At 58.5% G+C, this 23,345-nt stretch carries 16 protein-coding genes; 15 read left to right on the top strand and 1 reads right to left on the bottom strand.

Going from position 1 to position 23,345, the window contains the following annotated elements; genetic code table 11:
- The first annotated feature begins 611 nt into the window (after positions 1 to 611).
- The 10 genes from AUL36_RS21965 to AUL36_RS21925 all read left to right on the top strand — a co-directional run bounded on the left by AUL36_RS21965 (position 612) and on the right by AUL36_RS21925 (position 17,052).
- On the top strand, positions 612 to 2,360 hold the full coding sequence (locus tag AUL36_RS21965; RefSeq protein WP_244497194.1) for a type I secretion system permease/ATPase: 1,749 nt from the start codon (positions 612 to 614) through the stop codon (positions 2,358 to 2,360).
- A gap of 94 nt (positions 2,361 to 2,454) precedes the next feature.
- Positions 2,455 to 3,873 carry an HlyD family type I secretion periplasmic adaptor subunit gene (locus tag AUL36_RS21960; RefSeq protein ID WP_062224262.1) on the top strand — a complete coding sequence of 473 codons (1,419 nt, stop codon included), beginning with the start codon at positions 2,455 to 2,457 and terminating at the stop codon, positions 3,871 to 3,873.
- A gap of 22 nt (positions 3,874 to 3,895) precedes the next feature.
- Complete coding sequence (locus AUL36_RS21955; RefSeq protein WP_062224259.1) at positions 3,896 to 4,159, top strand: hypothetical protein; 264 nt, start codon at positions 3,896 to 3,898, stop codon at positions 4,157 to 4,159.
- Between the two features lie 161 nt (positions 4,160 to 4,320).
- A complete protein-coding gene (locus AUL36_RS21950; RefSeq protein ID WP_058635000.1) occupies positions 4,321 to 4,629 on the top strand; it encodes a helix-turn-helix domain-containing protein in 309 nt (102 codons plus the stop codon).
- Between the two features lie 63 nt (positions 4,630 to 4,692).
- The gene (locus AUL36_RS21945) at positions 4,693 to 6,558 is read left to right on the top strand and encodes a hypothetical protein (protein ID WP_062224258.1); all 1,866 of its coding nucleotides are present in this window, start codon (positions 4,693 to 4,695) and stop codon (positions 6,556 to 6,558) included.
- Between the two features lie 347 nt (positions 6,559 to 6,905).
- Positions 6,906 to 9,965, top strand: a complete 3,060-nt coding sequence (locus AUL36_RS21940; protein ID WP_062224256.1) for a beta strand repeat-containing protein — start codon at positions 6,906 to 6,908, stop codon at positions 9,963 to 9,965.
- Between the two features lie 177 nt (positions 9,966 to 10,142).
- The gene (locus AUL36_RS21935; RefSeq protein ID WP_062224253.1) at positions 10,143 to 13,217 is read left to right on the top strand and encodes a glycosyltransferase; all 3,075 of its coding nucleotides are present in this window, start codon (positions 10,143 to 10,145) and stop codon (positions 13,215 to 13,217) included.
- An 11-nt stretch (positions 13,218 to 13,228) separates the two neighbouring features.
- Positions 13,229 to 14,266, top strand: a complete 1,038-nt coding sequence (locus AUL36_RS24025; RefSeq protein ID WP_156418527.1) for a hypothetical protein — start codon at positions 13,229 to 13,231, stop codon at positions 14,264 to 14,266.
- 624 nt (positions 14,267 to 14,890) lie between these two features.
- Positions 14,891 to 15,706, top strand: a complete 816-nt coding sequence (locus AUL36_RS21930) for a SapC family protein (protein ID WP_062224251.1) — start codon at positions 14,891 to 14,893, stop codon at positions 15,704 to 15,706.
- Between the two features lie 140 nt (positions 15,707 to 15,846).
- Positions 15,847 to 17,052 carry a replication initiator protein A gene (locus AUL36_RS21925; RefSeq protein WP_062224268.1) on the top strand — a complete coding sequence of 402 codons (1,206 nt, stop codon included), beginning with the start codon at positions 15,847 to 15,849 and terminating at the stop codon, positions 17,050 to 17,052.
- A 1,089-nt stretch (positions 17,053 to 18,141) separates the two neighbouring features.
- Here the strand turns inward: AUL36_RS21925 and AUL36_RS21920 are convergent.
- On the bottom strand, positions 18,142 to 18,873 hold the full coding sequence (locus tag AUL36_RS21920) for an SDR family NAD(P)-dependent oxidoreductase (RefSeq protein ID WP_062224248.1): 732 nt from the start codon (positions 18,871 to 18,873) through the stop codon (positions 18,142 to 18,144).
- Positions 18,874 to 18,955: 82 nt separating this feature from the next.
- Here AUL36_RS21920 and AUL36_RS21915 point away from each other — a divergent pair, with 82 nt between their 5' ends.
- From AUL36_RS21915 to AUL36_RS21895, 5 genes are all read left to right on the top strand, one after another.
- Positions 18,956 to 19,348 carry a winged helix-turn-helix transcriptional regulator gene (locus AUL36_RS21915; protein WP_062224247.1) on the top strand — a complete coding sequence of 131 codons (393 nt, stop codon included), beginning with the start codon at positions 18,956 to 18,958 and terminating at the stop codon, positions 19,346 to 19,348.
- 515 nt (positions 19,349 to 19,863) lie between these two features.
- On the top strand, positions 19,864 to 20,580 hold the full coding sequence (locus tag AUL36_RS21910; protein WP_062224267.1) for a GntR family transcriptional regulator: 717 nt from the start codon (positions 19,864 to 19,866) through the stop codon (positions 20,578 to 20,580).
- A 441-nt stretch (positions 20,581 to 21,021) separates the two neighbouring features.
- Positions 21,022 to 21,807 carry a transporter substrate-binding domain-containing protein gene (locus AUL36_RS21905; RefSeq protein ID WP_062224245.1) on the top strand — a complete coding sequence of 262 codons (786 nt, stop codon included), beginning with the start codon at positions 21,022 to 21,024 and terminating at the stop codon, positions 21,805 to 21,807.
- 75 nt (positions 21,808 to 21,882) lie between these two features.
- Positions 21,883 to 22,557, top strand: a complete 675-nt coding sequence (locus AUL36_RS21900; RefSeq protein WP_062224243.1) for an amino acid ABC transporter permease — start codon at positions 21,883 to 21,885, stop codon at positions 22,555 to 22,557.
- Between the two features lies 1 nt (position 22,558).
- Positions 22,559 to 23,308 (top strand): amino acid ABC transporter ATP-binding protein, encoded by a 750-nt coding sequence (locus tag AUL36_RS21895; protein WP_062224241.1) that lies wholly within the window; start codon positions 22,559 to 22,561, stop codon positions 23,306 to 23,308.
- The last annotated feature ends 37 nt before the right edge of the window (positions 23,309 to 23,345 follow it).

Raw genomic sequence — 23,345 nt, 5'->3', positions numbered from 1 at the left:
AAATCACGACCGGACTCTCGCTCCCGCTGGATGAAAAACGGGGGTCACGTCAAAGGGATCGAAACCGCAGAGCAATATCACGCCCTACATGCCCTCGCGGTGGATGCCGGCCAAGGCTATTTCCTCGGCCGACCGATCGATGCCGGCAGTGCGAAGGCTTGAGCACCTTTCGGGAAATTCAGCGTTGTAGTACCGTTCGTTTGCCAACCGTGGCGTAACGGCCGTTCCAACAAACTGCCCGTATTTTTGGTGGAAACGATCTCTGACTTTCCTTGGCGCAGCTCCTGCAGTGACTGCCCTTAAGTGCAAAATCCCACATGCCGCCTCATTTCAGCCTTCAAGACCGCGAAAGCGAAGGAACCAGGGGCCTCTCGCTTCCTGCGAGCATTCAATTTGTGTTAAGCGAGAGAGGATGCGCCAAGCGGCGTCACATCTGGAGCCTTTGTGAGGTTCGGTTCGAGCAAATGAGAGAAGTGCATCTGATGACGGCTCGAAACCTGCCGCTCCCATTTCTGAGAACCCCACAACCTATCAAGCAGTGCAGAAGAAAAACTATGGGAAGAATTTAGTTTCTCTCTGAAATCAGATCTTTTCATTGCTCGGGGGTGTTGGTGTCTTATATCTCAGATAAGAAATCCGCGTTAGGCGGAGCTTTTGCCGTTTGCAAAACGAATTTCATATTCGTTATCGTTTTTAGTTTTTTCATCAATCTGCTGATGTTTATCAGCCCTCTCTATATGATCCAGGTTTACGACCGGGTCTTGGCCAGTCGAAGCGAAGTGACCTTGATCATGGTCACGCTTTTGGCGGTCGCTTTGCTGGTCGTTTACGCGGCTCTTGAATCCATTCGCTCCCGTATTCTGGTCAGAACCGGCGCGCGATTTGATAAGTTTATCGGCCAGAAAGTTTTCTCCACATCGTTTCGTGGGCATCTTCGTTCGCCAAGCGGCGGCTATTCCCAGCCGGTGCGCGATCTCGACACGCTTCGCGAGTTCCTGACGGGCGGCGGTATCATCACCTTCTGCGACGCGCCCTGGATGCCGATCTTCCTGGCCGTCTGCTACATGATCCATTTTTGGATCGGCGTCGTGGCCACGATCGGTGCGGTCTCGATCTTTGGACTGGCGCTCGCCAATGAGTTGATGACGCGTCGCTATCTCAAGGATGCCTCCGTCGCCTCGATCGGCGCCAATCAGTATGTTTCGACGACCTTGCGCAATGTCGAAATCATCCATGCGCTGGGCATGATGAAGTCCATCAGCGGCCGCTGGAGTTCGTTGCACGACCGCGCGCTTGGCCTGCAGGCGCAGGCGAGCGACCGCGCGGGTCTGATCCTGGCGACCTCGAAATTCGTCCGCACGGTCCTGCAGATCGCCATTCTGGGCGTCGGTGCCTATCTCGTTCTGGAGTCCGAGGTGACGCCGGGCGCCATGATCGCCTCGTCGATCATGATGGGCCGCGCGCTGGCACCGGTGGAAGGCGCTGTCGCGCAGTGGAAAGGGTTCATGGCCACACGCTCGGCCTATGACCGGCTTACCAAGATGTTCGAGAACACTCAGGCCGAGCCGGAGAAAATGCCGCTCCCGACCCCGACCGGTGCGATCACCCTCGAGCAGCTCGTCGTTGCTCCTCCGGGCACGAACGCTGCCACGTTGAAGAGCGTCAACATGCAGATCATGCCCGGCGAGGTGATCGGCGTGATCGGTCCGTCCGGCGCGGGCAAGTCGACCCTTGCGCGTGCCTTGACAGGTGTTTGGCTGCCGCTTAGCGGGCATGTCCGTCTCGATGGCGCAGATATCGATAACTGGCATGCCGAACTGCTGGGTCCGCATATCGGTTATCTTCCGCAGGACGTCGAACTCTTTTCCGGCACGATTGCCGAGAACATTGCCCGTTTCACCTCGGTCGATGCCGACGCAGTGGTGAAGGCCGCTCAAAAGGCGGGCGTGCATGAGATGATCCTGCAGCTGACAGACGGCTACAATACCAAGATCGGCGAAGGCGGGCGTTCGCTCTCCGGTGGTCAGCGCCAGCGGATCGGTCTGGCACGCGCTCTTTATGGCGATCCGAAGATCATCATTCTCGACGAGCCGAACTCGAGCCTCGACAGTTATGGCGAAGCCGCTCTGGCCCAAGCCCTGCGGATCGCCAAATCCGAAAAGCGCACGGTCATCGTCATCAGCCATCGCGCATCTTTGCTGAACGAAGTCGACAAACTGGCCGTCTTCACCGGCGGCACGTTGACCATGTATGGTCCGGCCGCAGACGTGATCGAGCGTCTGAACCCGCGCGCGGGCGGCCCTGCTCCCATGGCGCAGCCGATGGGGCAGGTCACCCATATGACGCGTGCGAACGCTTGACGGTTGAGCAGGCTCGCCTGCCTCTTCTCAGGCGTCACGCTTTTTCCCGTGGCGCCGCTCCGATTTCGACGAGAATGCCAGAAAGGCAAAGCGCATGACCGATGGATCCATGCAATCTGTGGAAAGCGCGCTTCCGGCTTTGAAGTCCAAGCGGGGCCTTTCCGGACCTTTGTCGCGCCTCCTGAAGAAGAGCGAGGAGCGCGACCTCCACGAGATTCAGGACATCTCTGCGCCGATTTCCGCACGAGGCCCCATCATCGCGGGTCTCGTGATCATCGGCGTGACCTTTTTCGGCGCCGGCGTCTGGGCCTCGACCGCCCCCCTGGCCAGCGCCGTGACGGCTCAAGGTACGGTCACGCTCGAAGGCAAACGGCGCGCTATTCAGCATCTGGAAGGCGGCATCATCAAATCCCTCCATGTCCGCGAGGGACAGGAGGTGCATGCCGGAGACGTCCTGATCACGCTGGACGAGACGCAGGCCAATGCCGCAGTCGTGCGTCTGCGCACTCAGCTGGATACGCAGCTTGCCTTGCAGGCGCGCCTCATCGCCGAGCAAAGCGGACAGGAGAACATTTCCTTCCCGGCCGAGCTCAAAGAGCGCGACACCGAGCCGAAGGTTCAGGAAATTCTGGCCGGTCAGCAGCAGGAATTCAACGAGCGGCGCAAGACGCTGGTTGGCACTGTCGATCTCCTGCAGCAGAAGATCACCCAGCTCCAGCGCACGATCGATGGTTTGAAGGCCCAGAAGGAATCGCGCGAAACACAGGTCAAACTGATCCGCGAGGAATTGAAGTCTCTGGAAAGCCTTCTGCGCAAGGGCTTGATGAACAAGTCTCGCGTTCTGGAACTGCAGCGCGGTTCGGCTCAGCTCGACGGTGAAATCGGCGATGTGACCGCCCAGATCGGCCGTGCCCAGCAGCAGATTTCCGAAGCGCAGATGCAGATCATTCAGACGCAGCAGCAGTTCCGCGAGGATGTCGTCTCGCAGCTGCGCACGGCCGAGTCTCGCGCCGCCGATCTTCAGCAGCAGGTCTTCGTGGCCAATGACATCTCGAAGCGCTTGGATATCGTTGCGCCTCAGAGCGGCACGGTACAGAATCTCGTCGTCACCACGGTCGGGGGCGTTATTTCGCCGGGCGAAGTGCTGATGGAAATTGCCCCCAAGGAGGGTGAGTTCCTGGTCGAAGCGCAAGTGTCGCCGCTCGACATCGATAACGTGTCCATCGGACAAATAGCCGAAGTCCGCTTCTCCGCACTGGATCTGCGCACGACACCGGTCATCATGGGCAAGGTCGTATCCCGATCGGGTGATCGGATCGAGCCGAACAATCGACCGCCCTATTTCCGTGTTCAGGTCGAAACGCCGCCCGAGGAGATGAAGAAGCTTCAAGGGCGCAAGCTGCAAGCCGGCATGCCTGCGGAAGTGCTGATCCAGACCAGCGAGCGGACCTTGATGAACTATCTCACCAAGCCGCTGACGGATCAGATCCGCCGCGGCATGAACGAACAATAAGCCTAGAAAACGGAGAATCCCCATGACCGAATCCAGCGGCTTTCCGCTTCCGCCCGAGAACAAGGAGCGGGTCATGCGTCTGACGCAGGATGTCTTCGTTCCTTATCTCCAGAAGGCTGTCGAGGAAGGCGGCAAGCAAGCACCTTTCACCGAAGTCCTGAGCGCGGCGTCCACCGCCTATGCCAATCTGGTGGAAATGACCGTCGGCCGCGAAGCCGCCGTCCTGCTTCTGCGCAGCTTGGCAGACCATATGGAGACCCGCCCGGTCGAACAGCCGGTGCAGTAAGAGAAAAGGCCTTTCGCGAGGCCGAATGTCGGCGTTGCCGTCACTGGAATTCGTGCGGAATTTGTCTTATGATGAAATTCCGACCGTCGAAGCGGTTTCATCTGGAATTTTGATCCGCTTCCGGACGCTGGCTTAGTGGTCAGGCGCGTAAGGGTAGAGTGATGGCGACGCAGACTGTTCTGGCTGAGGATATGGCGCGCCAGCGTCTTCGCAAAGAAGGCGGTGCCTGGCTCCGGAGCCGTCGCGAGGCGGCAGGTCTGTCGCAGCGTGAACTCGCCGAGCGGGTCGAGGTCGGCTATTACACCTTCGTTTCCCAGATCGAGGCAGGTCGCGGTCGAATTCCGGCCGAACGCTACAGCACCTGGGCCAGTGCTCTCGATATGAACGCGCGTGACTTCGTGCGCAACATCATGGCCTATTACGAACCCAGCACGTACGAAATCCTCTTCGGCGAAGAGGGTCGGGCGTGATCGCTCGTCAGGTCGCCGCCTTGATCAGCGTCAGCCTCTGAGCGCTTGGGAGCGGATCGCGTCGTGACGGCAACCATTCTTTCCTTCGGACGTCGCCAACCCAACACGCCGCCTCTGCCGGCAAAGATGCCATGGCAGAACCAGGATCTGGCCGAACTCTATCGCGTCCGGGATCGCCTTTGCGCGGCCGGGCTGGATGTCGAGGTCGAAGCGGGCGTCACCGACGAAGGCGATCCCTGGTTCGTTTATGTCCAGGCGGGCTCCGACAATGTCGTGGTGCATATCGCGCGCATCGACAGCGAAATCCACGTCATCAATTGCGTGACGGGCGGCACCTATACCGGCACGAGTTTCCGCGAAGTCTCCGACCGGATGCTGGAGGACGCCCCGCTCGCCCTCAGCACGCAAGTGCGTCGAGGCTCCAACGTCGTTCTGCATCCCAGCGCCTTTCTCACCGCCTTTGTCGCCGCGGCGATCATGCTGGTCGACCTTCTGGAGCATGGACGGGCCGAAGCGGCCACTCATCATGGCGATGCGAATGATGCTGGGCATCATGGAACTTGGGTTGTCACGACAGGCGCTTCGCAGCCTGAGGCCGAGACGGCTGCACAGACAAACCAGTCTGCCGCGACCGGTCATGAGACCGCGGGCGAGGTAGATGGCTTGCACCGCCGCTTGGGCAAAGAGGCTCCGGTCTCGGTCCAAATCGTCTCTGGGCTTGCTCCTACCTCAGGCGTGGTTGTCCTTTCTATCGCCAGCTATTCCATCAGCACATCGCATGGGTTCATGGCCGAAATTCCCGGCGTGAGCGCAAGTGTGACGCTGGCGGCTGGCCTTTTGGCAGCCGAGTTCGCTCGCTCCTTCGCGGGCGAGACCACGCATTCGGCTCCAGATGGCGCAGGATTGACACAGGGGTTCGTATCGCTTCTGAAAGCCTTCGTAGCCGTCGAGTCCGCCCATGCCAAGGTGCCGGTGCCGATGGAAACGCCGATCGCTGTCGCGCTCGCTCCATCCGACGGTGTTATGCTTGCGACCCATAGCGAGGGAAACACCGCGCATCATGTCATGGTCGCGGACACCGGCGCTCTGAGTGCGGCCATCAACGTCAAGCCGGCGGTTGATGGCTGGACGGAACACGCTTTCTTTGCCTCAGCCGAAGCACACAAGCCGTCCACGACCACGGCCACGCCTTCCTTCACGCAGCCGGCAACACCAGCTCCAGCCGCCTCCCAAGAGGCTCAGCGCCCGGTGCCATCCCCAGCTGCAACGGCTGAAGCCACATCGTCCGTGCTGATTAGCGCCGCGCAACCGGTCGCCAGCAGCTCCCCTGCAACGGCAAAGGCCGATGCAACCAAAGACGGATCGACTCCCGATCTCGGCTGGGTTGTCTCTCAACTCGTCAAACATCCAAGCTTGACGACAGACATGGTACAACGACCCGTTAGTCTTTCTGAGGGTTCGGAAGCGAAGAGCGACGCTAAGAGTAAAGTGTCCTTGACAGACAATGTCGGCGAGAAAACCACCCCTGGCAGCTCGTTGGAAACGACCGCTGGAGACGCAGCCACGCAGAAAGCCAAACCGCAAGTTTCATCGGAAACGGTGAAGCCCGTCCAGGAGCATCACGCCGTCACCACGCCGGCGGAACCGACCTATGTTCTCGTGAAGGACGGTCTTGCAATCTTGCAAGCCGGGCTGCACGAAACGGTCCACTATCTCGCCGGCTCCTCGCTGACGGTCAAAGGCTTCGTGCTGGGCGAAGATCATGTCGTCTTCGACGGCACACTAGGCGACGCAATGGCCAAAAGTGCCCGTGCGGATGGGTACGATCTTATTTTGGGTGATGCGGATACCGGAATGATGCGCTTGGTAGGCGTTCTGGCCGATCCGTCCCTCTCTCACGCGCAAGACGGACGCCCCACAGCCGCCTGACGAACCGTCTCCAACGCGTGAAGCTGGCCCAAACCTTAACCCACGAAAAACCATAAGTTGGGTTTGACAAGGTAAGTGCGTCTTTTAAATCACTCTGCGACACGCGGGAAGCGAAACGCTCTTTTGCCCTGCTTGCCAGAGATACAGTGATTGCTGTATCCCTGTGGTCCATCGATCCGGGAGGACGGCGGGGGCCGTCGGGAGAATTCAACTCAACATTCGCCGCCCATTTGGGCACGGCCTCTTCAGTCACCGCTCATGGATGTCGAGCGGTGACTTGGCGGCCGATTTGTCAGCATGCCAGCGGGGCTGGCGCCAGCCCCGAACGAAGCCAACGGAGACTCCAAATGGCACTTGCGTTTGACGCGACCTACTACCTCCAGCAGAACCCGGACGTTGCCGCCGCAATTTCGCGTGGCCAGTTCACGAGCGCGCAGCAGCACTACGACCTGTTCGGCCGTTTTGAGAACCGCAACCCGAGCGCCTATTTCAGCACGTCGTTCTACCTCTCCGAATATCCGGATGTGGCGCGCGCTGGCGTCAACCCGCTGACCCACTTCCTGACCTTCGGTCTGAAGGAAGGCCGCATCGCAAACGGCAGCACCGATGCTCTGGTCGACTCGAACGGCAACGGTCTTGCCGACGAGTTCAACGCCGACGCCTACCTTAATGCATATGCAGACGTGAAGGCAGCCGTCGCCGCTGGCCAGACCACGGCTTACAAGCACTTCATCGAATTTGGTCAGTTCGAAGGCCGTACGGCAACGCTGGCGAACGGCACCGTTCTGACCGGCCCGCTCGGCAATATGGGCGCTGGTGGTGCCTCCTTCGCCCTGACGGCTGGCACTGACAACCTCACCGGCACTGCTGGCAACGACACGTTCAACGCTTTCGAAGTCACTTCGGGCGGCAGCACTGTTTCGTCGCTTTCGGTTGGTGACACGCTAAACGGTGGCGCGGGCAACGATACGCTCAACATCGTTCAGACTGCCAGCTTCGGAACGTCCACAACATCTGGCCTGCCGCTCGCCGCCACGGTTTCGAACATCGAAAACGTGAACGTCACCACTAGCGGTCTCGTGAACATCAACACGACCACGGGTTTCTCCGGTGTTACGGCACTGAAGACCGTTTCGGTTACTGGCGCGACATTGACGGCTGGTAGTGCGACCTCGGTGACGGCAACGAACACCAACGGTGCGGTTTCAATCACCGGTGGTTCGTCGGCGACGGTCACCAACACAGGCGGCGCTGTTACCGTTTCCGGCACCGCTGGTGCGATCGACGTAACCAACACGACTGGTATCATCTCGATCAACGGCGGAACGTCGGTTACGGCGACTTCGCTGGCCAACACCGGACAGACGGTGACGATCGGCAATACCACGGCTCCGACGGGCGCAGTGGTCGTCAACTCGACCGGTGGTACGACCAACGGTAACGCCGCAGGCGCTATTGCCGTGACGGGTGGCTCGACGGTCACGGTCAACCAGTTCGCCGGCAACGCTGCGGCCACGGGCAACAACACGACCGGCGGCACCGTGACCGTTACGGGTACGGCTGCTACCGCGGCTGTCACTGTCAACCAGACCGCTACGGCGACGGGTCTGACTGCGACGTCTTCTGCGGCGGGTGCTGTCGGCTTTACTGCTGGTGACGTCTCGATCACGGACGTGAACGCTACCAGCGCGACGGCTGCCGGCACGATCAAAACTGTCTCGCTCAACAACTTCGGCGCAGCAACGGTTAACTCGGGCGCTCTTACCACGCTGAACCTGTCGGGCACCGGCACGTCCGTGAACGCCGGGACGCTTGGCGCTCTGACGACCGCAGCGAACTCCGCGCTCGCTCTGAACGTCAATGGTCTGAAGACCACGGGTGCTGTGTCGATCGACACCGACATCACGACGCTGAACGTTGCGGGTTCGACGGCTGCTTCGACGATTGCTACGCTGACCGCTTCCGGCGTGAAGACGCTGAACGTCTCGGGCGACGCTGCTGTTACCTTCACGGCTGACACGTTGGCTTCGTCGGGCGTCTCGATCGTTTCGACCAACACGGCTGGCGTCACGCTCGGTACGGCTTTGGCTACCGACACCTCCTTCACGGGCGGTGCGGGTAACGACACGATCACGCTGGCGAATGCCTTCACCAAAGCCATCACGATGGGTGCTGGCAACGACACCGTTGTCTACACTGGTGCCGCTGGCACGGGCGGTTCGGTTGCTGCCGGCGACGGCATCGACACGATCGTTATGACCGCTGCTCAGGCCAATAGCACCAACGGTGCTAGCTCGAGCGGTGTTTTCAACTCGACCTTTACTGGTTTCGAGGTTCTGAGCATCGCCGCTGGCGGTGCAGCAAACCAAACCGTGAATCTTGCTGGTATCAACGGCGTGAACAGCGTAACCACGCTGAGCGCTGACGGCCTTGTCATCAACGGCTTCAGCTCGGGTGGTACACTAACACTCACCGGCGGCACCACTGGAGCTGGCGTTACGGCGAACGTCACGAACGCGGCAGTCAACGCAAATGACGTGTTCAATCTTGCGCTGACGAACACCGGTTCCTCGTCGGTTTCATACGGTTCAGTTACGGCTTCGGGCGTTGAGACGATCAACATCTCGACCACCCATGCTGCGACGAGCTCTGCCGCTGCTGTCCATACGCTGACGCTCGTTGATGCCGACGCAACGAAGATCGTTGTTTCGGGCAATAACGGCCTGAACATCACGGCAACTGATACTGCAAAGGTCGCTCTGTTCGATGCCTCTGGCGTTGTCGGTTCGAGCGCTGCAGATACCGCTGCCAACCTCGGCGTTACCTTCGCATCCACCAACACGGATGCGACAAAGTCGGTGACACTCATCGGCGGTGCCGGCAATGACTCGCTCACCGGCGGTGCGGGTAACGACATCATCAACGGCGGTGCTGGCAATAACACCCTTCTTGGTGGAGCTGGTAACGACACGATTACGGTCGGCAACGGTGCCAACACGATCACGGGCGGCGCTGGTGCTGACACGATCAATCTTGGTACGGGTGCTAACACGCTCGTTCACACGACGCTCACCGACTCGCTCGCTTCGGCTTTCGATACGGTGAACGGCTTCATCGCCGGCACGGACAAGATTGACGTTACAAACGTTCCGACTGCGATCCTCCAGGGCGCAGCTTATACTGCAGCTGGCACGGGAGCGCTGGCGACCGACCTTGCTTCGGCTCTGACGGCTGGCGGTGGCACGTTTGCTGCTAACAACGCAGCTTATGTGACGATCTCGGGCGGTACAGATGCTGGCACCTATCTGATCATCAACGATACCAATGCTGGCTTCAGTGCAACCACTGATGCGGTCATCAAGATGGTCGGCCTCACCGGCACTCTCACCACGGCTGATTTCGTTTAATCAGCTTCCTTGAACTTTAAACTTTTAGAAGGGGGCCGAAAGGCCCCCTTTTTGTTTGAGCTGCGTAACCCATAGAGCTAGCATCATTTTCCGCTTGCAATTGACTTCCTCGCCAACTTACGGCCAAGCCAATAGCCCAAGCCAAAGTTTCGCTTGGGCGACGGATGGAGAGCAGGCATGGATCAATCTGACACGCCACAGAACGAAGCCGGCTCGGCGGCGCTGTCTGCATTGGCTGGTCCGTTCCTAAGCCCTGCTTCGTTCTGGCAGCCGGCGGACGTCATGGAGTCGGCTTGGCTGACCCATGGTCCCTTCGCCTTCTGGCTTGTGGATGCCCTGCGCCCGCGCTCCATCGTAGAACTCGGCACCCATCGCGGCTTCTCGTTTCTAGCCTTCTGCCAAGCGGTCGAGCGGCTTGGCCTCGCCAGTACCTGCTATGCGCTCGATACGTGGCAGGGGGACGAGCATGCAGGCTTCTATGGCGACGAGGTCTTCAGCCCGCTTTCGCAACGGGTGAACGAGACCTATCCCGGCTTCGCCACGCTGGTGCGCGGCACATTCGCTGAAAGCCGCCCCTATTTTCCCGATGGCGCGACGGATCTTCTCCATATCGACGGCCGTCACGGCTATGACGATGTGCGCGAGGATTTCGAACTCTGGCGCAGCAACGTCTCGGATCGGGGCGTCATCCTGTTCCATGACACGAATGTGCGAGAGCGCGACTTCGGCGTCTGGCGGCTCTGGGAAGAACTATCCCGGGAATATCCCTCGTTCGAATTCGTCCACGGCCATGGGCTCGGCGTGCTCGGCTTCGGCACGCAGTTGCCAGCGGCCGTGTCGCGGCTGTTCACCGCCAGCGAGGCCGAGAAGGCCGCCGTCCGGGACGCCTATTCGCGCTTGGGACATGCCATATCCCTGCAATATCAGCTGGACTTCCAACTCGGGCAGGTCCGAGCGGCCCATGGCGAGCTTCATACGCTTGAGCATCGCCGCCAGGTCGAGCAAGCCGAGCTTGAGCATCGTTTAACCCAACAGCTCAAAGAGCTCGAACTGACCGCGCAGCACGAACGCAATCTGCTCGCGCAAGCCCATTCCGCTGAGCAAACTGCAGCTGAGAAAAAGCGTCAGTCCGAGCTTGATAGTCAGCATGAGAAGTTTTCAGCCGAGATCCAGAACCTCCAGCAGGAACTGCGGCAGACACGCGAGCACACGTATCGTCTGGAGACCCGCTTAGAAGCTTCCCAAACCGAACTGACCCAGGTCTTTCAAAGCACCACATGGCGCGCCAGCAGCAAGTTGCGCTCCTGGGTCGGACAGCTTCCTCCGTCATTTCGGCATCAGCTGCGCCGCGTGGCCAAGGGGCTCTACTGGGCCGCGACGCCGCATCGGATGCCCGCCCGCCGAGCTTTCCTTCGTCAGAGAGCCGCGCAGGGCATCGCATCTCCAAACACAGTCATACAGGCTGGAGTTTCCTATCATGACGTAGCCCGTGAGGCTCGTCCTCGCATCACGTTCCAACCCGACGCGGGAGGGGGACGGAGCGATCGTTCGGCAGATCGAAATGGCACCTATGCGATAGAGACGCTTTCGGGCCAGCATTACACGTATGTTCCGCTTTCACCGCCATCGAACTTGGCGGCCATTATCAACGGAATGGCGAATCCACCTCGCTTCTCCATTGTCGTGCCGACGTACAACACAACGACCGACCTTCTGCTTCGCATGGTGGGTTCGGTGGAAATGCAATGGTATCCTCATTGGCAGCTCATTCTGGCCGATGACGCCAGCCCTTTGCCAGAAACCCGTATCGCCCTCTCCAGACTGGACGATCCGCGGATTGAAGTTCTACTTCTCGACAAAAACAGCGGCATTTCCGGCGCCACCAACTCCGCGTTGGAAAAGGCGACAGGCGACTATGTCGTCTTTCTCGATCATGACGACGAACTAACGGCCGACTGCCTCTATGAGCTTGCTCTCTGCATCGAGCGCGAAGGTGCCGACTTCATCTACAGCGATGAAGATAAAATCGACGAGCAAGGCCGCTTCACGCAGCCCTTCTTCAAACCTGACTGGTCTCCCGATACGATGATGAGCACCATGCTGACATGCCATGTCAGCTGCGTGCGTCGCAGCTTGTTGGATGAGGTTGGCTTCCTACGCTCCGAATTCGACGGTAGCCAGGATTGGGATCTGGTTCTGCGGATCACTGAGAAGGCAGAGCGGATCGCGCATATCCCGAAGGTTCTCTATCATTGGCGTATCATTCCCGCCTCTGTCGCGGCGGATCTGGCCGCTAAGCCTTACGCAGTGGAGGCAGGCAAACGAGCCCGCGAAGCGGCTTTGGAACGTCGCGGCATCAAGGGAACCATGGAACCAGTAGAGCAGGTATTTGGCTACTTCCGTGTGAAGTATGCCGTTATAGGCGACCCGCTTGTATCGGTTATCATTCCAACTCGCGACAATGGGCACGTTTTGCAGCGATGCCTCGACTCTATCCACGAGAATAGCGTCTACAAAAACCTCGAATTTGTCATTCTAGACAACGGCTCTATGGAGCCGAAGACGATCAATATCCTTGAGTCTATAAGCAAGGAAGCTGACTGCCGAATTGTACGGCATGCTCATCCATTTAACTATTCGGAACTCAACAACTTAGGTGTTCGCCAATCGCAAGGCGAAATTCTGCTGTTCCTCAATGATGATACAGAACTTGTGTCGTCTGACGGGATCGAACGGATGATAGGTTTTGCGCAGCAATCTCATGTTGGAGCGGTTGGGGCAAAACTCCTCTACCCCAAGACAAGGCAGGTACAGCATTCAGGTGTTCTCAACTTAGCCTCCGGGCCAGATCATGCGTTCCTTTACGCCAACGCTTACGATCCAGGATATTTCATGAGAAATCTTCTGGAGCACGATTGGCTTGCTGTAACAGGTGCGTGCTTGATGATTGAAAAGAACAAGTATGAAGCAGTTGGAGGATTCGATGAAAGGTTTCCAGTTGCCTATAACGATGTAGATCTATGCATGCGTGTATGGAAGAGTGGGCTGTTCAACACAGTTTGTCCTTCAGCGGAATGGCTACATCACGAGTCGTTAACGCGTGGATCAGATCACCTGTCGGAAGAGAAGCTTCATCGGCTCCACCGTGAACGTAGACGACTCTATCAAGTGCATCCTGACTTATTAGAGCGAGATCCCTTTTATAATCCTAATTTGCACCCCTACGGCAAGCATTTCGAAATAGCGTTCTGAGGATAACATTCATGTCTAATACGCCCGCCAATAGCGTTTCTCTATCTGTCGATCCAAAAGCAAACCTTTTATCGGAATTTTTTGAATCGCATGAAGATTTCCCTCACCTCGGATCATCTGGGTATCAAGGATTCACAATTGGCGGCCCTGCGTTATTGGCATTCTTTGAATGGATCGAGGCGAGCGCAGAGGCTGATAAAATAGATCACGTCATTTTTTTAGACCAAAATTTCTTCCGTATTTACAATTATTATTTCGAAAAGAAGAATGCTACCAATTTAAATAGCAATAATTTTAAATTTAGCTTTCTAAAATGCGACGCGAATCAATTATTCATAGCAGGATTAACTGAAGTTAATTTCAGCGCTAATGCTGATTATTTTATAGATAGAATGAAAACTGAGTCTTTTGAGGACTTATTCGAAGATATTGGCGTCAATATGCCAGCATCTTACGTTCTGAAGGATTTTGGGCTTTTAAAAGGGTCATCTTTTTCTGCCTCCGAACTGCAAAGGGCGGAAGCTTTCCTCCAAGCTTGGCGAAGCAGGATCCTCGATAAAGCACGAAGCCAACGTAGGAATTTACTGAGACAGTTGTTGTCTATCGGCATCCAAGAAGGGCAGCGTGTTGGGGTAGTCGATTTTGGATCTGATGGCTCTCTATTGAATTCAATTGAAATATTCAATAAAGAAATATTGAATCTAGAACTTTTTGGCTATAGCTTTGTCCTTAACGATAGTTCTCTTGTAAAAAAGCGAGCATCATATCTCCGGATAAGCGGTCTATTAGACAGGAACAACGCTAGCACAGAGGTAATTCGAGATTTAGAAAAAATTATCCCCTTCTTGGAGGATATGTCAAAATCCGCAGAATCATCAAAATGTTTATCTGTTGGCAGATTAGTATTCAATATTGATTCGATCAATGATTTTGAAAAGGGCGTAATTTATTTTATGGACAGCTATGTGGGAAAATACAATTTTCGATCAACAAGCCGTAGGGTTTTTGAGTTCACAGGGCCTTTGATTGATTATATCCGCCGTATTTAGATCATAATTTTTGTAGGCTCATTATGTTATAAGGGCGGTTAACCGTCGTCTTATTAGGCATAGATGTACCGTATTATCGAGCTCTCTATCACTATGCAGATTGGTTCAGTTCGACGTATTGCAATAATTTCAGCTGCTTCTGCTTTAGCAGCTTGCACAACCTTGGGTGGGCCAGACGATCTGATTGGTTCCGTCGGTATGGCTAGCCCCACGGGAGTACAAACTTCGATAGGCATGCAGCCGCCAGGGCTGCCTTCTAACCCCTCCAGTACATCACTGACTCCTAGTCAGATCCATGCGGTCTCACCACTTCATCAACCGGAGGCGGATGAATATGTCCAAGAAGCACCGCCGATGCGGGTCGAGCGGCTTCAGGATTTGCCACGACGCGCGGATGGCAGCATGATCCTTCCGTCCGCCTCGCCGCTTCATGTGATCGATGTGCAGGAGGTCCGAAACAGCCTCGCCAACAGTGAAAGCGCATCAGGTGCCACGCGGGCCCCTTCCGCAACACAGGGAACTCAGCCGTCGCTTCCGCCCGTGCCACCACCGCCCGCGAGCGATTGACCCCGACGTGCTTTCTTGGCAGGCACTGCCTTTCCTGAATACGAAATGAGGCGTTCCATGAGCGACGCGTCTACCATTTTTCCGGTCTCTCGCGAGCGTCACAAGGACTTCGGCTGGCGGCGTTTTAGCGACTACAATTTCGCAGCAGGGACGACCTTTGCACCCTTGGCCGATGGGGAGTTCGCCAAAGCCGCCATCCATTTGCCTCTGGCTTTCATCCAACAGGGACCGACTTGGCAGCTCGTGGCGCTGTTCGGGCTTGTGCCAGGACAGAACCTTTTCGTGGCCCCCCAAGGACATTGGATCGCCGGCTATATACCTGCTCATCTACGGTCCTATCCGTTTCGCATCGGACGGGCGGAAGGCAGCAACGATGCCGTGTTCTGTATCGATGAATCGAGCGGTCTTCTGGTGCGTCAGGGCGGCGAGGCCTTGTTCGATGCTGCAGGGCAATTGACGCAGGCGGCCCTTGATGTCTGGTCTTTCATCGTCGAAGTCGCACGAGGAGAAATGCGCCTTTCGACCATCTGTGGTCATTTGGGCGAATTGGGCCTCCTTGAGCCGTGGCCCCTCACCATTCGAAACGGCGAGGACGTGCAGCAAGTCGACGGCCTGTTTCGACTGAGCGAAGCCAAACTGAACGGGCTCGATGACGCCGCGTTCGCAGCAATCCGTCGGAATGGAGCCCTGTCGATCGCCTATGCACAGCTCTTCTCGACAGGCCATATCGACAAGCTCGTAGAACTGGCCGCATCACGGCCCAAACCGGTCAGTAGGCCGGCACACACGCCTTCATCCCCTCAAAGAGCGGAGCCATCGGGGCTGCCCTTTGGGCAGAACATCGATATCGATTGGTCCAAGGTCAAATTCTGATCAAACCGGCGAAACTGGATTGCGCGGCTGATGGATGGAATTCTGGTCGTCCATCACCCCATTCGACGTCGCCTCATTATCTGCGCTATGCCTGAACCTTGGACATCATTGGCACCGGTCAACCGGTCACGGTCTTGGTCATGAGCAGGCATAAACTCGATCTTTTGGCACGCGACGCGTTCGCAGCCCTCTCGCTGCATGAGAAGAACGCCTATCTGCAAGGCGTGGTCAAAGAAATCCAGACCGCGCGCGGCGAAGTGTTCGAACCTCTGGAGAAGGACGCGCTGAGCCGCCTGCGCCGTTTCTACTCGCGTCGCAGCTTTGCCGACCTCCAGCTCGAAAAGATCAGCAACGAGCGCCTACGGGCCGCTATGGGCAAATGGGGTGAGGCTATTCATCTGGGCGAAGTCCAGAAGGCCATCACCCATGAGGCACCCAGCCAGCCCCGCCCCACCAAGCGGGCCGCTCCTCTGGATGACGACCAGCTCTCCTTCTTCGTCCCGACGGTTCATGACGCACCGGTCAAGGACGATCTCAACCTCATGGATATCGCACCCTTCTCCTTGTCGAAGACGGTCAAGGGCGGGGTTCTGCGCTATGAGCTGAAGGACAGCATCGTCACGATCGAAGGCGGTGCCGAAGTGGGTCTGGCAACGGCCTATGACTACGACATCTTCATCAACATGGTGTCGCATCTCGCGGCCGAGATGCGCGAATATGGGATCGCCCAGAAGAAAGGGCTGCGACCCGACATTCCCGCTCGCATCTATCGACCTGCCGCAGCCGAGCTTTTGAAGTTCTGCCGGCGCGATCTGGGAGGCAAGCAATATCTGGAACTGGAAAAGGCTCTTGATCGCCTGCAGGCGACACGCATCAAAATCACCAATCTCAGCGACGGCAAACGTCGCGAAACGGAAGCGTTTCCGCTCATCGGCCATTTCAAGGTCGTGTCGCGCACGGTGCAGGACAAGATCGATCAGGTAGAGATCGAGATACCAGGCTGGGTTTACGAGGGCGTCGTCACGCCCAGTGGCAAGCCCTCGATCCTGACCCTCAACCCCGACTATTTTCTGATCGCGCGACCGCTCGCGAAATTCATCTATCGCCTCGCCCGCAAAACGGCGGGGGAAGGTGAGGCTTTCTATCGCGTCAATGACGTCCATGTGCGCAGCGGCTCGCGTCTACCGGCGCATAAATTCGCTCAGGCCCTGGAGCGGTTGGTCGAAGGAACAAAGGAGGATCCGCTCCCAGATTATAATCTGGAGTTGCGACAAGGCGAGAGAGGGCAGGTGCTCCACATGCGGAAGCGGTTGGAACTCGCCAATGAATCTGACAGTCCGGAATGACAAAATACCGTACTTCAGTCCGTCCGATTTTGACAAAAAGAGCTTTCCAGGTGCAAGGCTATGTCAAAATGCCGTACATCATTCCGCCCGTTTTTGACAAAATCACGAGAACCGCTTCAGGTATGCCGTGTCGGGAATTGCCAAAACACCGTACATCAGTCCGCCCAGTTTTGACAAAAATCGGATCTCCGGCAGCTGATTTTCAGCGCTCGAAACGAGGAGCAAAACCGTACATCACTGCCAAAAAAACCGTACATCATTCCGTCAACGCCGTACATCATTCCGTCAAAACCGTACATCATTCCAAAAACAGGGCTTAAACCGTTATTTTTGATGAGGAATTTTCTCTAAAACTAGATAAAAACTAGAAAAACGTCCAAAAACTCCAAGCGTGCGAGATTCTGCCAAAAACGGCAGAGCACATTTCGTTTCGACCGGGCAGGTGAAATAGCGGATAAGGCATATCCGAGACGCTGGAATGGCGTTGCCTAAAGAGCGTGGCCAGGTGGTGGCACGGACGGTCATTCGCATCAGCACCGAACCTTGTTCTCAGACGCAAGTCCGCTTGCAGTCGACCTCGTCCATTTCGACTGAAGCTGAAAGGCGAACGAGTTTCGCGCAGGAAAAGCCAAAACCAACGCGCGTATCTGCTCGACCTCGATTGGAATAACGAAGACCTTGTCGTTCCTCGAGCGACGCTGCTTCACCCAACGGACGGCTCGATCTCATCAACGAGGGGGAGACAGGCATGATCCAACCAACTTCTGGCCACGATCGGGATCGCCGTGAGACGCTGTCGATCCGGGGGCAGGCGTGAGCATTTGCCAGCGACACCGGGGCAGCACTCAAAAAAGCAGGCGCCCAAGTGCGAGGTTCTCGCCTGAGCATACAAACGACCTGCGAGCTGTTCGACAACGAGACAGGAAAACATGCCTCGAGCCAACTCAGATTCAAAACGAACTGATGGCGAAACGAAACCATTCGGCCTTACGCAACGAGCAGATGTATGCCGGTTCGGTGAACATGCGACTGCCCGCTTCCAACGCTGGGAGATTGGAAGCGGGCATGATCAACCATGGGATGCGAGGTTCAGACCTGCTGCACACCACCATCGACGCAGAGTTCCGCGCCGGTGATGAAGCTTGCTTCGTCGCTGAGGAGGAACAGCGTCGCGGAGGCCACCTCTTCGGGGCGTGCCATGCGACCCAGCGGGATCGGCGCGATCAGAGCCGCGCGTCCTTCTTCCGATACGGCCGCCATCATGTCCGTATCGGTTGGGCCGGGTGCCACAACATTGACGCGGATACCGCGCGGCGCGAGTTCAGCGGCCCAGGAACGAGCATAGGATCGCACCGCCGCCTTCGTGGCCGCATAGGTGCTGTAGGGCGGAATGCCCATGGTGTCTGCAATCGATCCCATCAGGACCACCGAAGCGCCTTCACTGAGCGCGGGCAAAGCCGCCTTGAGGCCGAACACCATGCCACGCACGTTCACCGCGAAATGGCGATCGAAGTGCTCCAGAGTCTGATCCGCAATCGAGGCAGGCTCGGAGAGACCGGCGTTCAGAACGAGAAGGTCCAGGTGCCCTCGCGCTTTGATCACGTCCGCAACGACGCGCTCCAAATCCTTCGGGGAGGCGGCATCGGCCACGAGACCACGAACATCTCCGCCGAGCTTGCGGGCGGCGTCCTCCACCTCGTCGGCCCGTCTCCCGGTCAAGAAGACGGTGGCTCCTTCGCGCGCGAGACGTTCGGCAATCGCCAGACCGATCCCTTTAGCGCCTCCGACCACGAGAGCGGTCTTGTTCTCAACTCTTGCCATCGCACATGCTCCTTGGTCAGCGATGGCCTCCAGATATACGACATGTATCTAGTCGCAAGAACGCACTTCGAAGAGCCTAGATATGCCTGATGATACCGAGCTTGAGCTTTTGTCGGAGCAGGCATGCGCGGACATGGTTCGCATCCGGCCGGTTCTGGATCGGATCGCCGACAAGTGGACGATCCTGATCCTGACCGTGCTGTGCCCCAAGCCAGCCCGATTCAACGAGATCAAACGACGGCTGAACGGCATCACGCACAAGGCGCTCGCGGACGCTTTGAAGCGGTTGGAACGCAACGGCCTCGTCACGCGGACCGTCCTGCCGACCGCCCCGATTGGTGTGGAGTACGCGATCACGCCGCTCGGCCACTCCCTGCGCCCGCCATTCGAGGCATTGTGTGCTTGGGCACTCGCATACGGGCCCGATATCGAGCGAGCAGGAGCTCGCTTCGATCAGACAAAGGCAGACCGATAGTGGCAACCAGCGGACGCGAGGGCCAATTCGTGTTCGCTTCACGGTAGGGTCGGACACTCGCGGACGTTTGCGACGGGGCCGCAACCCCCATGGTTTGTCCAGACGCTGTTCGAACCTGTCAGCGAGCGGAGCGGCCTGTTTTGCGCATGGCGTAGACGCATGCGACGATGTGCAGGTCTGCCAGTCCATGACACGCTCGGCTCGGTTGCGGTTGCCGCAGATTCGATGTGGATAGGCGTCCTTACGCTTTGTTTCGCTACGGCGGCATGCCGACGCTATGACAGACTTCCAACCGGACCATCGTGCGCGTCATTTCCATGGTCCGTTCAGGGCTGCAGAGGCAGTCTAGACGCACCGCGTTGGAATCGAAATGCATGCAGTTGAACTTGTTATTGCATGCCAGGATCATCGGACGCTTCAACGTCCCGTTGAGGGGTGCTAAAGCCGCAGGATTGCGGGATGGAAGGTAGCACCGAGTGACGAGCGAAACGGTTGAGGAGGGCCAGTCGAAGGCCATGGACCGGGCATCGATGATTTGCCGAGCCATTCGCCGTGCCATCCTGGAACGCGCCTTGATGCCCGGCGACAAGCTGCCGGAAGATCAACTGGGCGAGCGTTTCGGCGTCAGCCGAACGCTTGCCAGACATGCCCTCGGGCAGTTGGCATCCGAGGGGCTCGTGGAGCTTCGGCGCAACCGGATCGCCGTGGTCGCCACCCCGTCCTTCGAGGATGCGCGCGACGAGTTCGATATTCGCGTCGAGCTGGAGCGGCTGGTGGTCAAGCATCTGGCTGGGCGTTTGTCGCCTCGCCAACTCGCCGAACTTTCGAGCCACGTGGAAGCCGAAGAGCAGGCGCGAAAAGGGCCGGAAGCGGCCTCGCTGCGACTTGCGACGGAATTTCACGTGCGGCTTGCCGAGATGACCGGACGCCCAACCCTGTCGCGCTACGTCCGTGAGACGGCCTATCGATCCTGCCTCTCGCTCGCCGCCTTCGGACGCCCTCATTCCAGCGAATGCGCCATCTCTGAACATCGTGAGGTTTTGTCCGCTCTCGAGTCAGGGGATGCGGCCCGTGCCAGTCAGTTGATGGCTCATCATCTCGAGCAGGTCGCCCAGCGCGCGCTTCTGAAGGCACCGGACGCTCGCGGGGACCTCATGGATATTCTCGCGCCCTATGCCGAGATGGAAGCGCCATCCGCGCGCGGCCGCCGCCGGATCGCGGACGAGGTCTAAGGACCTGTCGGGGAACCGGCAGGCAAAGGGCTGACGAGCGATTGTCGCCCGTTCCTGTGAGCGAAACAGAACCGATGCCGACGGCATACCGGTAAGCCTCCGACAAACGGCTAGCGAAGCGACGCGGCCGACCGATCCCAAGTCTCTCAGACAGCCTAGAGGGCTGTGTCGGCAGCTCGCGCCCAATCGGCTTCCCCTCCTTAAGAACCCGAGCGATCTCGGCTGGACCAACACCTGCTCCTTCGGGGCATCCCGTTCATTCGCAGGCATGAAACAAAGTGCATGCGATTCTTTTAATTTTTGTTTTTCCCTCTTTTCAAAATCGCACGCAGTCCGTACCAATTGACCACCGGAGGGCAATTCACCCTTACTGTCTATTTTCTGAACAGGTTTGCCCGATCCGTCGATCCGCCGTTCCCTCTATCTTTCCGAGGAGCCGACATGACCCGCTTCAAACTGGCCGCTCTGGCCGCCGCCCTTCTGGCGCTCGCCGGCCCCGCGAGCGCCAAGACGCTGACCGTCGGCGCCAATGTCGGCAACGTGCCCTGGGAGTTCCAGGACGAGAAGGGCGAGATCGTCGGCTTCGAGATCGATCTGGTGCGCGAAGCCGCCAAGCGCATGGGCTATGACGACGTGCAGTTCGAGAACATCCCGTTCAACGGCCTGTTCTCCGCCGTCCAGTCCGGCCGGATCGACGCAGCGGTCTCCTCCATCACCATCACCAAGAAGCGGCTGGAGTCCGTCTCCTTCGCCCAACCCTATTACGACAGCGACCAGTCCCTTTCGGTCCTGAAGGATTCCGGCATCGGTGGCCTGTCCGGTCTCAAAGGAAAAGTCGTCGGCGTCGATACCGGTTCGACCGGAGACATCTACGCCACTCAGCATGAGAAGGACTTGGGTCTTTCCGAAATCCGCCGCTTCGAGGGGCTTTCGCCCGCCATGCTCGACCTCGCGGCAGGCCGGATCGATGGCTATATCTCCGACATTCCGGCGGTCGCCTATTACATCAAGGACAAGCCGCAATACGCCGTGGTCGAGCGCATCCCAACCGGCGAGCAGTATTCGGTGATGTTCGCAAAAGACTCGCCTCTCGTGGCGGAGGCAACCAAGGCCATCACCGAGATGAAGGGGGATGGGGTCCTGGCGGGGCTCCATGAGAAGTGGTTCGGCACGAAGCCGGACGCCGAAACCTCGACCGTGAAGGTTCTGGGCGCACCCAAGCTCTGACCTCCGGGCGCCCGACACTCCCGGCGGGCCCGCAGGACGCGCGGCGCCCGCCCTCCCCCGGTCGCAGGGACAGGCATGGATATCGTCACCACCTTCTTCAATATCGACGTGCTTTGGCGCTCGCTGCCTCAGCTCCTTCAGGGCCTCTGGCGCACGATCCTGCTCGGCGGCCTGTCGATCGTGCTGGGTCTTCTGGGCGGTCTCGCCTTGGCGCTGGTGCGCCTTTATGCGCCGCGCCCGCTGCGTTGGTTGTCCATTGCCTATATCGACGTGTTCCGCGCGCTGCCCGTCCTCGTCTGGCTGGTGATCGTCTACTACGCCTTTCCCTTCATCGGCATTCGTCTCTCGCCTTTCGCCTCGGCGTGTCTCGCGCTCACCACCGTTTCGGCGGCCTATACGGCGGAAATCTATCGCGCCGGCATCGAGGCCATCCCGCGCGGCCAGTTCGAGGCCGCCCAGTCGATCGGCCTCAATGCCATCGACGTGATGCGCGACGTGATCCTGCCGCAAGCGGTGCGGATCGTCATTCCCCCGCTGACCAACAATTCGATCAACGTCATGAAGGACACGGCGCTCGCCTCGGTCGTCGCTCTGCCGGATCTTCTGAAGCAGGCGACACAAGCTCAGGCGCTCGCGGCCAACCCGACGCCGCTGATCGGCGCGGCGATCCTCTACCTGCTTCTGCTTCTGCCGCTGGTGCGCCTCGTCGCCCGCTTCGAGACACGCTACTCCGCGCGGGAGGCCCGTTGATATGACCGCCCCATCGCCAGAGCCCATCATCCGTATGCGCGGTGTCGTGAAGCGCTACGGCCAATTCACCGCCCTCAAGGGCGTCGATCTCGACGTCGCCCCTGGCGAAGTGGTCGTGCTGCTCGGCCCCTCGGGCTCGGGCAAGTCCACGCTGATCCGCTGCATCAACCATCTGGAAGAATACGACGCGGGCGAGGTCTTCGTCGGCGGCGTGCGGGTCGAGCGGGGGCGCAACCTCCTCAAGGTGCGCCAGCAGACCGGCATGGTGTTCCAGGCCTTCAACTTGTTCCCCAACCTGTCGGTTCTCGATAACGTGGCGCTCGGGCCGGTTCGGGTGAAAAAGCTCTCCTGGGAGGCGAGCCGCGCCAAGGCGCAGGCGCTGCTCGACCGCGTCGGCATCGGCGCGCAAGGGGCCAAGTTCCCGACGCAGCTTTCGGGCGGCCAGCAGCAGCGCGTCGGCATCGCCCGCGCGCTCGCCATGGAGCCGCGCATCCTCCTGTTCGACGAACCGACCTCCGCGCTCGATCCCGAGATGGTGGGCGAGGTTCTGGACGTCATCAAGGGCCTTGCGCATTCCGGCGTCACGCTCGTCCTCGTGACCCATGAAATGGGCTTCGCGCGGCAGGTCGCCGACCGCATCGTCTTCATGGAGGACGGCGAGATCCGCGAGGTCTCCGCGCCCGACGTCTTCTTCTCCTCCACCCGCAACGAGCGCGCTCGCGCCTTTCTCGACGCGGTTCTCAACCACTGATTTCTCCAGACAGGCGCCGGGGAAAAGCCTACGCGCG

The organism is Aureimonas sp. D3 (assembly GCF_001463805.1).
Classification (GTDB): domain Bacteria; phylum Pseudomonadota; class Alphaproteobacteria; order Rhizobiales; family Rhizobiaceae; genus Aureimonas; species Aureimonas ureilytica_A.
This window is presented reverse-complemented; position numbering and strand designations above follow the sequence as displayed.